Source organism: Saccharothrix sp. NPDC042600, assembly GCF_040647305.1.
GTDB lineage: Bacteria > Actinomycetota > Actinomycetes > Mycobacteriales > Pseudonocardiaceae > Actinosynnema > Actinosynnema mutabilis.
On record NZ_JBEZBW010000002.1, the window covers coordinates 261706 to 277039 of the forward strand.

Here is a 15334-nt window from a genome sequence, read left to right on the forward strand (position 1 = left end):
ACGGTGGGAGCCTTTCGATTCGGTGTCGGTATGCGCATGGGCGGGCTTGGAACTACTCATCGCTTGACCAGTCCGACATCCGGTTCCCCGAACGCCAGTATTCAACAGCGTTGACATATCTGGGTAGCCGTTGGTCCAGCCACACGACTAGAGCCGAGCGACAACCTCCCGATGCTCATCCAGGAGCTGACCGGAGTTGGATGCAGCCAACGACAGATGAACCATTTCCACAGCAAGTTTCAGCTGATCCTTGAGGAACTCACCCGGCATCGACGGCGGAACCTCCGGGATAGGAACACCAACGACCGCTGTTGAACCGACTGAGCTTTCGGAGTGAACGCCGACCGTGACCTCGGAGATGGGCGATGGCCAGCGGTCATCCGCCACTACGAAAACCACTTCAAGTCGTAGCGGAGCATCAAGGCTGGACGCGAGCGCATAGGACCGGGTGATCAGGTCGGTCAGTGGCCCTGCCCATGGGGATCTCTCAGGAGCCACGACAACTGCGTCAATGAGAAGGCTCATCCAACCAGCCGCCCCTCGGTAGAGATTGCGACCAAGTCGGTGCGATAGAAGGCCGACAAAGAACTCGGTGTCGACGTCTTCCTCGGCGGTCATCAGGTCGAATTCTTCGAGCGCCCGGCTACGAACTTCGAGAGTATGAAGGACGACTACGCGCCGCAACATCGAGATCGCCTCCGCCGTGCCGATCGAACAGAGGGCGTCGACACACGTTCGAGCAAGGGAGGAATCCCAAGCGGGTACTCCAGACCACAAAATCTCACAAATCACCGACATGGTGCCGGGATCCGCGAGGTCCACCATGACCCGCGCGAGCCACTCTTGATAATAGAGCTTCGAATCGACATTACCGCGGTGCAGCGAAACAAAAGCTTCGCTGATCAATCGAACACTATCGGGGGACGGATGATAGGTCGCTGCCTCCGCGTATCGCACGAACAGTTCCCAGTCATCGCGACCAAAGGTCTCCGACAGCCGATGCGCGATATGATCCGCGACTCCCGAGAGGTGCTCGACCGCGTCGAGATCGCTCGACATCCGAGCCGCTTGTACGAGCTGATCAAGCTTCTTGTTTGCGTCGGTCATCCGGTTCACCTCGTTCCGATGACTCTGGCGGTCAGTACGTTTCGGTTGAAGTATGGATTAATGGTGCCGTCCGTGAGCCCGTAGGACACGACGCCGCCGTCCGCCTTGACGTGGACAACGCTGTCTCGAAGGCTCGGGTGCACTCCGGAGATGCTCCGCAACGTCATGTACTCCTCGTGCCAGCCTTGCGGCGTGTAGCCGGGTATGTCCCCTCGGCGCCCGAGCTGCGGGTCGTAAAACTTGTCCGTCGTACCGGGTGCCAACTCGAACTCCACTAGGACATCGTACTTGCCTTGCCCCTTCTTGCCGTGCAAGTAGCCAGCCGAGTAGTCCTTGACCCGAGTAGCGAAAAGCTCAGTCTTGTTCGACTGGAGGGATAGCCCACGCTTCTTGTTGAGCCGATCGAATTCCTTCCAGCTCATCGTCCTGTAGAAGCACTCCCGGCCGTCATTCCAGTACTCACCGTTGGCATCGCTCTCGCACTCGCTGTCTTGCTTGCGCCGGTCGATGGTGACCCCTGGCCCTCCCGGGCCACCCTGTCCGTCAGCCTCCTCCGGGCGAAACGGCTCGGCGCTGATACCCGGGTCGATTATGCCAAGTTCAATGCGTGCCTGGTTGTTGAGGGCATCGATCATCGCCTGGATGCCGGCGGCGATGGTTGCGGTGAGTCCGGGTGGCGTGGCCGGGGTCATGGCGTTGTCGAGGACGCGTTGGGCTCGATCGTCCCGTTCCTCGAACCACCCCGGCAAGTCGCCGCCGTAATGATCTTCGGTCTCGGTGTGACCGGAGTTGCCCGGTGGCGTGGGGCCGGGCAGAGGCGGCGTGGGCCCGGGGTCAGGGTCGGCGCACCAACGCATGCAGCGGGTCGGCCGGGTCCCTCTGCTGAATCGGGAGGCGTCGATCCCCCGTCTGTACGTGGTCTCGAAGTCGCCGGGCAGCGGGATGATCCAGCCCAAGCCGGAGGCGGCCACGCCGCCTGCTCCGGTCGTGAAGTTGGACCAGCCGAAGGCACCCGCAGCGCGACCAACGGCGGCGCCGGCCGCTCCGCGGGCGGCCTGACCACCGACCGCGGTGCCGATCAGATCCGCGATGGGGATCAGGAGTCCAGCGTTGAAGCCAGTCGGGTCGATAGCGCCCAGAGGGTTCGCTGCGGCGTACGCGTGACGGTTGGCGTTGAGAAGGTCGGTGGGGTCGAGGGTGGCGGTGTCGCGGCTGGTGAAGGTGCCGGTGCCGGGTTGGTACCAGCGGGCGCCCATGTTGACGTTGCCGCTGGTGGGGTCGGTGTACTGGTGTTGGTAGCCGAGTGTGGGCTGGGTGCCGGTGGTGGCTTGGACGGTGCCGAAGGGTGTGTAGGTGCGGGAGTTGGTGGGGGTTCCGGTGGTGGGGTCGGTGGTGGCGACGAGGTCGGTGTGCAGGTCGGTGACGGCCAGGCCGGTGGCGGTGCCCTGCTTGATGCCCAGGGGTGCGCCGTCGGGGGTGTGGCTGTAGAAGTCGGTGCCGTCGGAGATGATCGTCTGGCCGGTGCCCTGGTAGACCAGGGTGCGGTTGCCGCTGGTGTGCAGGCGGCCCAGGGGGTCGTAGGTGTTGGTGGTGGCGCCGTCGGTGGTGAGTTCGTCGTAGGCGTTGAACCTCAGGGTTGTGGTGGTGCCGCCGGTGGTGCGGGAGGCCTGCACGCCGCGGGATTCGTAGGTGTAGGTGGTGTCGCCGCGGCTGAGCAGGTGGTTGCGCTGGTTGTAGGTGGCGGTGGTGGTGCCGTCGCGGGTGAGGTTGCCATTGCCGTCCCAGCCGTAGTCGGTGGTGGTGCTGCCGTTGTTCCAGGACGTGAGGCGGCCGGCCTTGTCGTAGGTGTAGGTGTTGGTGCCCGCGCCGGCGAGACCGGTGGTGGTCTTGGCGGTGAGGTGGTCTTCGGTGTCGAAGGTGTAGGTGGTGCTGGTGGTCGCGGTGCCGCCGGGTGCGGTGATGGTGTCGGTGGCGGGGCGGCCGAGCGGGTCGTAGGTGTAGGCGCGGGTTGAGGTGCCGGTGCCGTAGCCGATGGTGGTGGTGCGGCCGAGGGCGTCGCGGGTGTAGGTGGCGGTGACGCCGGTGACCGGGTCGGTGGCGGTGGTCAGGCGGTCGGTGGTGTCGTAGCCGTAGCTGGTGGTGCCCGTGGCGGTGGACACTGTGGACAGTCGGTTGTGGTTGTCGTAGGTGGACGACGAGTTCCCGGACGGTCCGGTGGCGTTGACGAGGTTGCCGCGGTCGTCGTAGGTGTAGGTGTTGCCACCGGCGGAGGTCATGCGGCCGGCGAGGTCGTAGCCGAAGGTGCGTTCGGGTGTGGTGGCCACGGTGCCCGCGCCGGTTTGCTTGACCAGGTTGCCCAGCGGGTCGTAGGAGTAGCCGATGCTGACGCCGCCTGGCTTGGTCAGCAGTGTGCGTTGGCCGGCCTTGTCGTAGGTGGTGGTGTAGGTGCGGTCGGCGGCGTCGGGGTTCTGGGCTGTGGCGGGTTCGATGGTGGATTCGGGCAGGCCCCAGGTGTTGGTGGTGTAGATGGTGGGGTTGCCGTTGCCGTCGGTGGCTCGGGTGAGGTTGCCGGCGGCGTCGTAGCCGTAGCTGGTGGTGATCGAGGTCGTGCCGGTGACCGGGCGGGTGATGGTGGTCAGCCTGCCCGCGGCGTCGTAGGTGCGGGTGGTGGTGTTGCCGAGGCTGTCGGTGAGGCTGGTCTGGTTGCCGGCGGCGTCGTGGCCGAAGGTGCGGGTGCGCAGCACCGTTCCCGTCGGGCTGAGGTCGCTGGCTGCCGTGAGGCGTCCGGCGAGGTCGTAGCTGGCGGTGGTCTTGGCGCCCAGGGCGTCGGTTCCTGCGACCAGTCGGCCTGCCGCGTCGTAGAGGGCGCTGCTGGTCTGGCCGAGAGGGTTGGAGGTCCAGACGCGGTTGCCCTTGTCGTCGTTGACGTACTGCGTCTTGTGGCCGTCCGGGCTGGTGACCGAGGCGAGGTTGTCCAGCTCGTCGTAGCGCAACTGGGTGGTCAGGTTGCGGGTCGGTGCCGGGGTGCGTTCGACGATCGTCGACGTGATCTTGTTGCCGAGCATGTCGTACGTCGCGGAGGTCTGCGCGCCGTTGGGGTCGGTGGTGGACAGCAGTTCGCCGAGCGGGTCGTAGGTGGAGGTCCACACGCCGCGCTGGGTCTGACCGGGCAGCAAGGGGTCGGTGCGACGGGTCCGGTTGCCCAGCTGGTCGTAGTCGAAGTTGGTGGTGTTGCCGAGTGCGTCGGTAGTGGCGGTGACTCGACCGGCACCGTCGTAGGTGGCGTTCGTGGTGGCGGTGATCGGCTCGCTCGCACCCGGCGGGGTGTAGGGCGGCAGTGTGGTGCTGGTGGGCCGGCCGGCGGCGTCGAATCCGGTGCGGGTGACGTTGCCCAGCGGGTCGAGGCGGTCGACGGGCTCGCCGAAGGTGTTGTAACCGGTCTTGGTCACGGCCGAGGCGCTGACCGGGGCTTGGCCGTTGGCTTCGACCGGGACGGTGGGGCCGGTGGTCGTGGTGATTCGGCCGAGTGCGTCGTAGCCGAGGGACTGGGTGTTGCCGCGCGGGTCGGTTACGGTGAGCGCCAGGCCGAGTTCGTCGCGGGTGGTGGTCGTCACCAGCGTCGAGGTCCCGGTGTGGACCGCGCGGGTCAGCTCCCGGCCGAGAGCGTCGTAGGTGTGGTCGGTCTGCGCGACACGCGCCCCGGAAGGGGATTTGACCACGATGCTGGTGGCGTTGTCGTTGGCGTCATAGGTCGTGGAAGTGGATCGGGCGTGGCCGGTGTGGCCGCACTTGCCGGGGCAGGCGTTGTCGCTGTCGCGGGCTTCGATCACACGACCGGCGAGGTCGCGCGTGTAGCTGGTGTAGTAGTCGCCACCCCGGGTTTCGAGACCGGTGAGGTTGCCGGCGCCGTCGTAGTAGTAGAGGTGCAGGTTGACGTCGTAGGTGGCACCGGTGTCGGGGTTGCGGTAGCCGACGAGGGTGTCGGAGTAGAGCTTGTCGGTGTAGCGGTACTCGTAGGCGGTGGTGCGGCCCATCGCGTCGGTCTTGCTGGCCAGTTGGCCGCCGGGGTCGTAGGCGCGGGACTCCAGCACGATGTCGCGGGGCGCGCCTCCGTCGCCGGTGAAGCCCTTCACCGTGGTGGTGGCGAGCTGGTGCCGCGCGATGGTGTAGGTGTAGGTGAATTCCGTGCCCACGGGGTCGATGCGCTTGGTGAGCTCGCCCATCGTGTCGTACTCGGTGCGGGTGACCGCGCCGGTGGGGTCGGTCAGCGTGGCGACGCGGCCGTAGGTGTCGTAGGTGTAGCTGGTGGTGCGGCCGGGGTCGTTGAGGGCCGCGTCGTCGACCTTGATGGAGGCGATCGTGCCGTCGGGGTTGTAGGTGTTGGTGGTGCGCTGCTGGTGGGCCGTGCCGGTGACCGCGTTGGTGACCGCCGGCTCGGTTCGGGTGAGCAGGCGGGACATTCCGTCGTAGGTGAACGTCGTCGCCACGCCCTGGGGGAAGGTGGCGGAGACGACCTTCTCCTCGGTGGTGCGGCCGAGGGCGTCGTGGGTGCGCAGGGTCTTCAGACCGGCCGGGTCGGTGATCTCGCGCAGGTCGCCGCGGCTGGTGTAGGCGTAGGTCGTGACACCGCCGCCGGCGTTGGTCTCGGTGCGCTTCAGGCCCGGCGGCATGGTGCCGCCGCCGATCGCGGCTTCGGTTCCGGTGGTGTAGGTGGTCGAGGTCGATCGGCGGGACGCGGCGTTGCTGCCGGGCAGCGTCGTGCCGGCCGGATCGCCGGACGGGGTGTAGGCGTAGGTGGTGAGGTAGGTGGTGTCGGTGCTGTTGGCCGAACGGCCGTCGCGCGCTTCGGTGACGCGGTCGTTGCGCGGGTCCAGCGGGTCCTCGGCGTTGAGGAAGTAGTTGGCGTAGCTGGTGGTGCGGGTGTTCGTGCCGTCGTTCCAGCCGACGCTGCGGGACAGCACGTTGCCGCGCGCGTCGTTGACCAGTGTGGTGTTGACGTTGTTCGGGTTGATGGTCTCGCTGAGGAAGCCGCCGGTGTCGTAGGAGTACCAGGTGGTGCCCACGTTCGGCAGGGTGGTGCGGTTGAGCCGGCTGCCCCGGCTGGGGTTGTAGTTGTAGGTCGTGGACTGGCCGTCGGGGTTGACGATGGCCGAGCTCATCGAAGTCTTGGAGCCCAGGGTGAGCTGCTGCACGGTCCACGTGCCGCCGTTGTGGTCGACGTGGGTGCCCACCCGGTCAGGGGCGCGTCCGTAGGTGACCTGCGAGGCCACGCGCCCGCCCGGGAGCACCACCTTCGACAGCGCCTTGGTCAGCAGGCGGGCGTTCCAGTGCTCGGCGACCGTCAACGCGGTCAGGGGCCGGTCGTAGATCGCCACGTCGGACAGGTAGCCGTTGAAGCGGCCCCAGTTGTCGGCCGGTCGGGCGGGCCAGGCGCGGCTGTTGACCAGGCCCGCGCCCAGGTGGGTCAGCGGCTCGGTGTGCACGATCGCACCGGTCTGGGTGCCCACGGCGGTGCCGTCGAGGTAGAGGGTCTGCCGATCGCCCGTGCCGGTGAGCACGGCGTGGTGCCAGATCCCGTCGTTGACCGCGTTCGGGGTGACGATGCCGGTGACGTTGCCGTTCCAGAAGTGGCCGTACAGCTTGCCGTCGGTCCCCACGTACAGGATCGGGGTGCCACTGCCGGTCGCGGCGCCGTTCGGCTCGGCCTGCGCGGAGGTGCCCAGCAGGACACCGCCGGCGCTGGAGCTGGTCTTGAACCACAGCTCGGCGGTCAGCATCGCCCTGGAGCCGATGGCCTTGTCGGGCAGCTTGATGTAGGAGGTCGTCCCGTTGAGCCGTGCCGACCCGATGTCCGAACCCGGCATCGCCGCCGCGGCGCCGAGGATCACGTTGCTGTAGGTGCCGTTGGCCTCGGTGCCGCCGATCGGGGCGCGGTTGCCGGCGACAGTGCCGCTGGTCTCGTGCAGCCGCCAGTAGCCGCTGGGGTTCCCGTCGAGCACGGTGCTGCGGTAGTGCAGCACGTCCGCGTGCTCGTAGGTGGTGCAGCCGCCGGTCGGGTCACACACCTTCGTCAGCAGGTCGCCGTCGTAGGTGTAGTCCCACGACAGGTTGCTGTCCGGACCCGTGGTTACCCGGGTGACGTGGGCACCGGTCCAGGTGAAGGTCAGGCTGCGACCGGAGACGGCGTCGGTCGCGGTGGTCAGGCGACCGGAGGCGTCACGGCCCAGGGTTTGGACGCGGCCGAAGTCGTCGGTGATCGAGGTCAGCCGGCCGGAGGCGTCGAAGGAGTAGTTGACGTGCCCCTTGGTCGACAGCTTCCACCCGCCGCCCGCGACCGACACCAGCGTGGCGAACCGCCCGGCCGGCGGCGCGTAGCTGCCGTCGGATCGCTTGCCGAACCTGGCCTGCGCGCCCTCGGGGTAGGTCACCACCAGGTTGCCCGACCCGTCGGTCTCCGGGGTGATGGCGGTGTCCCAGCGGGTCGACCAGCCCGCGCCGAACGCCGACGAGCGGCGCGGGTCCAGGCTGTTGTAGCTGCGCACCACCGACAGGGGCGGGCCGACCGCGGAGACCACGGCGTCGGTCGCGGTGGTGGTGTAGTTGCCGACTGCGGGGTCGACGCCGCCGCCGGGCGCGGTCGACGAGGCGCCCAGTCGGCTGGTGACAGCCGGCTGCGGCACCTGCGTGGACAGGAAGGCTCCCTCGGTCCACAGCGAGTTCGCGGCCCCGTCGCCGACCATGCCGTACCAGACGTAGGACTTGCCCCACGCCAACTTCCCGTTCGGCACGGTCCACGCGGGCGAGGAGCTCCACGTCGACTCGGTGCAGTTCTGCAGGTTGTCCCCGCCCGCATCGCAGATCTTGAACAGGTACGACAATCCCGAGCCAGGGTGGTTGTCCGGATCCTGTCCGCCGAGGACCAGCGTCGGGTTGAGCGCCTCGGAGACGTAATTGCTCGGCGGCGACATCGACGTCACCACCGGGGCCTTGTTGGGGATCTGCATCCCGACCGCCGCGGACCCCGGCACTCCGGTCCAGCTGAACTTCGTCGTGCCGTAGTGGTCCATGTCGAAGTGCAGCGTGTACGCCCCCGGCGGTAGCTTGCGGATCGTCGCGTCGACCGTAGCGGAGGATCCCGGCGGCACGTCGTGGGGCATCGACGTCCACGCCACGTCACCGAGTTCGGTGCCGTTGCTGTTCCAGACCCGGTAGTGCAGCTTGTAGTTGTTGGTGGGCGTCCAGGTGTCCCGGCCGTGGTTGGTCACCTTGACCCGCATGACGCCGTCGCTGGTGGAGGTCACCGGCGTGGTCATCGCCCCGACCTCGTAGGTCGCCCAGTACGGGTTGTAGGTGATCTCCAGGTACGGCGGGTTGGCGCTGTTGCGGCTGGCGAACTTCTTCCACCCGTAGCTGTCGGACTCCGACGCCCGGACCGTCAACCCGTTGTTCGTGCCACCGCGCGTCCACCGGTGCACCACGCCCACGCCGGCCGTGCCCAGCGGGATCTTGTGCCAGGTGCCGCTCTGGTTGCAGTTGGCGCTGTATCCGCTGGCGAAGCTCCCGACCCCCAACGCCTCACCGTAGGACGGACCCGGCCACGTCTTGGCCCCCGACAAGCTCCACGGCGAGGTCACCTCGTGCACACCAACCCAGCGGGCTTCGCACGAGAACGACCACACGTTGTACAGCCACAGGTTGACGTCGAGGATGTAGTTGCCCGCCAGCGCCGACGACACCGAGTCGAACTTCAGGAACCCGTTGGCCTTGCTGGTACCGCCGTCGTAGGTGCCCACGCTGAACGTCGGGTCGCCCGAGTAGTCGGCGTTCCACGGTGACTGCACGAACGTCGACCCGTCCGCGTTGTTGGACACCACGCTCGGGTCCGCCTTCACCGGGAACACCCGCGCGGGGTCGGACAGCCACGCCTTGTCCAGGCTCACGTGCAGCACGTCGCCGTCGAGCCGGTAGGTCACGCCACGCGAGCGCGCGCCCTCACCCGAGCGCGGGTCGATCGCCGAGTCCTCCATGAACCCCGGCGGCACCACCGCCCGCACCACACCGGCACCGTCCTTCAACACCACCGCACCGGCATCGAGGGACGCGGTCAACCCGTTGAGCCGCAACGGGAAGTCCCACTCGGTGGGCGCGTCGGCCGAGTCCAGGACCAACGTCTCCTTGATGCCGTTAGGCGTGGACTCCAACTCCAGGTCCACGCCCGCTCGCACGTCCGGGTAGGTGACGGCCGCGTCCTCAACCCGTGCCTCCACGTCGGCCGCGCCAGCAAGGCCGTAACCGAACGAGACACCGGGAGCCAGCTCCAGCGACGCCACGGTGGCGGCGTCCGCGGACTCGGCGAACCGCTTGTTCACCGAGTCCGAGCGGCTCCGCCAGGCCCCGTCCTCGGCGACCAGTGTCGAGTCGATCGGGAACCACAGGCCGTTGCGCGAGAAGAACTTCCGCCCCTGGAACACGCGCCGCGTGCGCGTGCCGTCCGGGTTGACGAACTCCTGGGTGTCCGCCGACCGCCGGTTCACCAGCTCGCGCCGCGCCCCGTCGCCGCCCTCGGCGGGCACGACCGAACCGTCGCCGCCGACCTCGACCACGGTCTCCTGCGCCGGTCCGTCCCTACCCAGCTCGGGGTCCGGGTACGGCTCGTCCGCGGGCAGACCACCCGGTGCCGGTGGCGAGTCGTGCACGGTGCCCGGCTTGTCCTCGGCCCGCGTCTGCTCACTCGTGGCCTCGTGACTGCGCCCCGCCGCGCTGCCCCACTCCTGCTGCGGAACTTCCCCCACCGCGCCCGCCGCGGCGGCACCAGCCACGCCGACCGGACTCGTCACCGACGCGACCAACGCCAGCACGACCCCGACGACGCCAACGCGCACACCGCGAACAGACCGCACGGTCCCCCCTCGAACTCGATCATGAGCAGTCGAGTCCACAAGAGACAGCGACCGGTCCGCATGCGGGCACGCAGACCGGCAGACAGCACACCTCACGGCGGCGCATTCAAGAAGACTCCAAACGGAGCAACGATGACTCGCCGGGGGCACCACTTGTCCCCCATTCCGGAAAATCGGCAACCGCCACGCACGGCCGCCACGCGCAACCTCAGCAATTGGCCCACCCATCAACCGTGTTACGTGATGAACAAAACAACCCACACCGCCAGGTGCACCGCCTCAGCGTTTTTGATCACGAATTGAGCACGCCCCCGACGCACCACCCATGCAGGACGCCAGAACCCGAGCAGGCGGTCTGCGCGTGCCCGACAGCCGAGGTCAGCCGTCCCGCGAGCATCACGCCCTCGACCGGTACGACAGCCCACGATGCAACCCCGGCCACGCTCCAGACCCGGTCGAGAATGCACTGCCATGCCGGAAACATGCGCCGAACGACTTCCGCGAAATGGGAAAAGCATCTTTCTGGAGGACCGGCCGTGACATTCTCCGGACCCCGGGTGGACGGTTGAGCGACGAGCGGCATCGGAAGCGAGGGAAGGCCGGATCATGGCCGGTTTCGACTTTGGGGCGTTCGACGGGTTCGACGGTGCGGGTGTGCCTGCTCCGCCGAGCGCCCTGTTGATCGGGGATCCGTCCACAGTGGAGCTGTGGGTTGCGCACCACTACTTCACCGAGGGTGTCCGGCATGCCGGCCTCGTCGCCAGGGAGATGGTGATGTCGTCCTTGGTGGGTCTGGACTACGACCCCCTCAGAGCCGTTGCGGGGTTCGTGGCCGACGATTGGATCCGGCGGGTGTATGCCGAAGGGCTGTGCGAGCAGCTCGCCGAGTACGCGGCGAAGGTCCGCGGTTCGATCGCCATGGCCGACTTGGCGTTGCCGTCGCCGGAATTCGGCGAATCGTCCGAGGTGCCGCAGTGGCTGACGCGGGAGCAGAGCCTTCGGGTCGCGGGCAGGTTGGAGGATCTGAGCGGCCACCTCGCGTTGCGGGCGGGTATCGGGGAGCCGTGGCGGTTGCACGTTGTGGGGTGGATGCCGAAGACCGAGCCGGCGCCGGACCTGGCGGTGAAGGGCAAGGCGGCGAGGCCTGCGGTGCAGCGGATGCGTGCCGTAAGCCTGTCCCGGTCGAGCGGTCACCAGCGCAGGGTCGATCCGCCGGGTCCAGTTGCCGGGTCGCAGGTCCGGATCACCGTGTTCAAGGGTGCGGGTCGATGACGGGCGGTAGTGCGATGGGGCCGGGTGGGATGTGGGGTGGGCAGCCGGTGCCGATTCCTGCCGTGCCGTCCTCGTTCGGACGCCTCCTCCAGATCAGGGATCGGCGATCGTCCGCTGTCGTTCCGTCTCTGCCTTTGGGCTTCGCCGGGGTTGGGGCGGGGTTGGCGGCGGCGCGGGGGCGTGGTCGGGCGGCGGTGGTCGAGGTGTTGCGGAGTACGGCGGCGGTTGGTCGGGTCGTGGCGGTGCTGGGTGTTGCGGGTGCGGGCCGGTCGACGGTGGCGGCGCTGCTGGCCCGTGCGGCGGCGGCTCATCGTTCCGGGCCGGTCGCTGTGGTGGATGCGTCGGGGTCGTTGTGGCCGGGGGTGTCCCGGCGGCTTCCGGCCGATCCGGGTGGTGTGCCGGATTGGTGTCGGCTTGGTGTGTTGCTGGCCGCGCCGGATGCCGTGCCCGTGTTGCGGTCGTTGGTTCACGCCGCGCGTGACGAGCGGACTGAGGCGGGTGCGCGGGGTTGGGTGGTGCGGTTGGGCGGTGTCGTGTTGTCGCGGCCGTTTGAGCCGCTGCGGCCGAATTTGCTGGTGGCTGCGGTGGATGCGTGTCGCAGTGTGTGTCGCTTGACCGTTGTGGACTGTCCGGCTGAGGCGCATGTGCTGGCGCGGCTGTGTGAGACGGCGGCGGATGTACTGGTGGTGGTGTGTCGGGCGGATGCGTCGGAGTTGCTGCGGTGCGGGTCGCTGCTGGAGTTGGTGGCTCGCGATACCCGCCGGGATGTGCACGGGCGTGCGGTGGTTGTGGCTGTGGCGCATCGGCCGGGCCGGTGGCCGGCGCGTGCCGTGGCGGCGGAGTCGGCGGCCGGTGACGCGGCGGAGGCGGTGATGCGGATGCCGTACGACGCGGCGCTGGTCGACGCCGATACGCCGGTCGGGCGTTGCGGTGATGCGGCGCGGGAGGCGGCGGAGCGGATCGCCGCGGTGTGCGCGGTGGTCGCGGAACAACCACGACGAGCGTGAGGAGGGTGCGATGCGCACGATGGTCTGGTCGACCGGTCGGCTGGCGCAGCCGGGTGGGCCGTTTGATCCGATCGACATCCAGGACGGTCGCAACGCGCCCGGGTTGCAGGCGTTGGAGTCGATGGTCAACTCGATCGCGGCGTACGTCCTGATCGGCGGCCTGGCCGCCATCGTCATCGGCATCGGGATCGCCGTGGTCGGCCCGCGACTGGGTTTCCAGCACGCGCGCGGCATCGGGATCGGCGGTGTGGTCGGCGGAGTGTTCCTCGGCGCGGTCGTGGGCATGGCGTCGATCCTCGTCAACTTCACCTACTCCGTGTTCTCCCAGTGAGAAGGGCGAAGTGATGTTCGACCACAGCCGGGATCGGCGAGTTCGTGTCGCTGTGAGAGTCGTCGTGGCCACCGCAGCGGTCGCGGCGGTGTTCTGCGCTGGCCTTCTCACCGGACGGTCGGTGTCGCAGGCGTCTGCGCCGGTGGTTGCCGACAGTGGGTGCGAGCGCAGTGACGAGGTGGTCAGTGCTACCGCGGCCGGGCATCTGGCGGTGCTGGTTCAGCGGAGGGTCGCCGGTGTCGGGTCGGTGCGGGAGGCGGCACGCGAGCTGGGCGCGGCTCCGGAGGTCGCGGAGGAGTTCGGGCGGTGGGCCGAGCAGGAGGACCCGAGCTATCGGCACGCGTTGTTCGGTGCGATTGCGGTGAAGGTGCAGCGGTGGGACGGCGATCGGGTCGCGGTGGCGGTGGACGGGTTCTGGCTGCGGTCGGCGGGTTCCGCGACCGGAGCGGGTGAGTTCGTCAACGCGTTGTGGACCTACTGGTTGGTGTGGCGGGACGGGCGGTGGGTGCCGTCGTCTCCTCCCGAGGCGGTGACGCTGCCCGGCGGGCACACCCACAGGGCGTTGCCGTTCATCAGAGCGCAGGCGGGGTTCACAGGGGTGCCCTATGTCCGTTGTTGACCGGATCGCGCGCACGCTGGTGGTGTGGCCGCTGGTGATGTTGGTTATGGCCTCGCCTGCGATCGCCGCGCCGGTGCCGCCGCAGGTCAGCGACGGCATTGAGATGGTGCGGATCGGTGACCGGGACTATCCGAGGTTGCGGGTGTCGGACGGGCGCTGGTGGTATGTCGCGCCGAGCTGTCCGTGGCCGTCGCCGCAGGTGCCGGGAGACGCGGTGTGTGGTGGCGAGCAGGTGGTCCTGCGCGACGACCACGACCTGCGGTGCACGTTCGTCCACAGCTACCGCGCGGAGTTGACGCCGCCGCGGGCGACGTGGCGGTTCTGCCTGACCCGGCCGCCGCTGTCTCCGGCGTACCTGTGGACCGAGGAGCAGAACTCCAACCGCATCAACCAACTGCGCAACGCGGTCGGCTCCTGCCCGGACGCGGACACCGGATGCATGCCGATGCAACGCTGGCCCCGCGCGGCGGAGGGCACCATCGACTGCGCGGCCGTCCCCCGCGACCAGCTCGGCGAGTCCCTGGCCGCGGCGAGCAGCACCGACCCGGCGGTGGTCGACCGGGTGTGCGCGGTGCTCAACGCCTACCTCACCGGCCGGTCCTTTCCGACCGGGATGACGGCGGCGGAGTTGAACCTGGCCGGGCGTGCGGTGGCGGACGGTGTCCCGATGGGCACCTCGACCGCGCCCGGCGACACGGTGGTCGATTGGGGGAAGGTCGGGGACAGCCTGGAGGCGCTGTGCGCCACGCAGGGGCATCTGCCGTCGTTAGGGGCGTTGTGCGGCGGAAAGAGCGTGGTCGAGGCGGGTCTGAAGTTGTGGGGCGTGATGGACTGCGCCACCGAGTTCGACAAGTGCCTGGCCGAGGCGGCGGCGCGCGCCATGCTCACCGGCCTGGAACTAACCCTGGGCGCATTGCGGCAGCCGACCGGCGTGGACTTCGACGAACCGGGGTTGCGGTCGATCCTGGGTGCGCTGGGCACGGTGAGCGCCTACCTCGTGCTGCTGTTCCTGCTGGTCAACGCGGTGGTCGCGGCGGTGCGGATGCGCACCCGGGAGCTGGCCGAGGGCGGGTTGGGGGTGGTGCGGTGGGCGTTCGGGCTCGGGGTCGGGTTGACGCTGGTGTCGTTGGCGATCTTCGTCTCCGATCGGGTGGCGGACTGGTTCGCCGACGAGACCGCCGGGACTTCCGAGGCCGTGTACGTGCGGTTCTTCGTGCTGATGCACCAGCTCGTGCGGTCCGACCAGATCACGCAGACCACGGGGTGGCTGCTGGTGATGGTGGTGTTCCTGGTGGGCGCGGTCGCCGCCGGGGTGGCGTACCTGCTGTTGGTGTTCCGCAAGGGCGCGATCGTGCTGGCGGTGGCGGTGTTGGTGCTGCAGCTGGCCGGTGGCGCGGGGCCGCGGGCGCTGCGGAAGTGGCCGCGCAAGGGGTTGTCGGTGTTGTGGGCGTGTGTGATCGCCAAGCCGTTGACGGTGGTCGTGTTCCGGCTGGGTGAGAGTTGGATCGGCGCCGGACGCGGCCTTGGGGATCTGTTGATCGGGGTGGGCACGCTCGGGGTGGCGGCGTTCGCGCCGTTCGTGGTGGTCAAGTGGTTCCCGCTGGACGGTGACGTGCTGGGCGCGGGGCGGGGGTCGATGGCGATGAGCAGCGCCACCGTGTTGGCGATGCTGGCCACCCGCACCTCCTCGGCCGTCCCGTCTCGCGCCGAGGGGACTGCACCTTCGGGCGACATCCCGGCGAACCGGTCCGCCACGACGGTGCTCCCATCTCAACCAGCGTCGGCTAACTCCGGTTCGGCACCGCCGCAGCGGCGCGCTGACGACGTTCCCGCAGGGCAGGTGGAGTCGGTGCGGCGTGACGAGGACGAGCGGCGGTCCGGGCTGGCGAATGCGGCGATCGCGGGTGTGGTGGTGGCGGTGGGTGGGCAGGTGGCGATGGACGGCGTGACCTCCGGTGGCGCCATCGACAGCCCCTACCCCGACCAACTCCCCTACCTGCCCTACCCCAGCCACACGTCTGCCCGGCACGGCGACCACCAGCCTGCCCCGCCGCAACGGCGGCTGGGCCCAGCTGAGAACCAGGGACGGTGGTGACGA

General features: G+C 68.7%; 7 protein-coding genes. 5 read left to right on the forward strand and 2 right to left on the reverse strand.

What is annotated here, in order from left to right; genetic code table 11:
• Positions 1–147: 147 nt before the first annotated feature.
• Together AB0A74_RS03170 and AB0A74_RS03175 are read right to left on the reverse strand one after the other, a co-directional pair.
• On the reverse strand, positions 148–1107 hold the full coding sequence (locus AB0A74_RS03170; RefSeq protein WP_358247232.1) for a hypothetical protein: 960 nt from the start codon (positions 1105–1107) through the stop codon (positions 148–150).
• Positions 1108–1112: 5 nt separating this feature from the next.
• The gene (locus AB0A74_RS03175) at positions 1113–9989 is read right to left on the reverse strand and encodes a LamG-like jellyroll fold domain-containing protein (RefSeq protein ID WP_358247233.1); all 8877 of its coding nucleotides are present in this window, start codon (positions 9987–9989) and stop codon (positions 1113–1115) included.
• 624 nt (positions 9990–10613) lie between these two features.
• Between AB0A74_RS03175 and AB0A74_RS03180 the strand changes: the two genes are divergently transcribed.
• The 5 genes from AB0A74_RS03180 (at position 10614) to AB0A74_RS03200 (ending at position 15331) form a co-directional block, all read left to right on the forward strand.
• Positions 10614–11279: a hypothetical protein gene (locus tag AB0A74_RS03180; RefSeq protein ID WP_358247234.1), complete on the forward strand. Its 666-nt coding sequence runs from the start codon at positions 10614–10616 to the stop codon at positions 11277–11279.
• 194 nt (positions 11280–11473) lie between these two features.
• Complete coding sequence (locus AB0A74_RS03185; RefSeq protein ID WP_358247235.1) at positions 11474–12286, forward strand: hypothetical protein; 813 nt, start codon at positions 11474–11476, stop codon at positions 12284–12286.
• A gap of 10 nt (positions 12287–12296) precedes the next feature.
• Positions 12297–12617, forward strand: coding sequence for a hypothetical protein (locus AB0A74_RS03190; protein ID WP_358247236.1), 321 nt, complete (start codon positions 12297–12299; stop codon positions 12615–12617).
• A gap of 211 nt (positions 12618–12828) precedes the next feature.
• Positions 12829–13236, forward strand: coding sequence for a hypothetical protein (locus AB0A74_RS03195; protein WP_358247237.1), 408 nt, complete (start codon positions 12829–12831; stop codon positions 13234–13236).
• Positions 13223–15331 (forward strand): hypothetical protein, encoded by a 2109-nt coding sequence (locus AB0A74_RS03200; RefSeq protein WP_358247238.1) that lies wholly within the window; start codon positions 13223–13225, stop codon positions 15329–15331. The genes AB0A74_RS03195 and AB0A74_RS03200 overlap by 14 nt, the downstream gene beginning before the upstream one ends.
• Positions 15332–15334: the final 3 nt, after the last annotated feature.

What these genes read in the sequence shown, in the direction of transcription:
- AB0A74_RS03170 (WP_358247232.1), bottom strand. Translation starts at nt 1,107, where the DNA reads ATGACCGACGCAAACAAGAAGCTTGATCAGCTCGTACAAGCGGCTCGG.
- AB0A74_RS03180 (WP_358247234.1), top strand. Translation starts at nt 10,614, where the DNA reads ATGGCCGGTTTCGACTTTGGGGCGTTCGACGGGTTCGACGGTGCGGGT.
- AB0A74_RS03190 (WP_358247236.1), top strand. Translation starts at nt 12,297, where the DNA reads ATGCGCACGATGGTCTGGTCGACCGGTCGGCTGGCGCAGCCGGGTGGG.
- AB0A74_RS03200 (WP_358247238.1), top strand. Translation starts at nt 13,223, where the DNA reads ATGTCCGTTGTTGACCGGATCGCGCGCACGCTGGTGGTGTGGCCGCTG.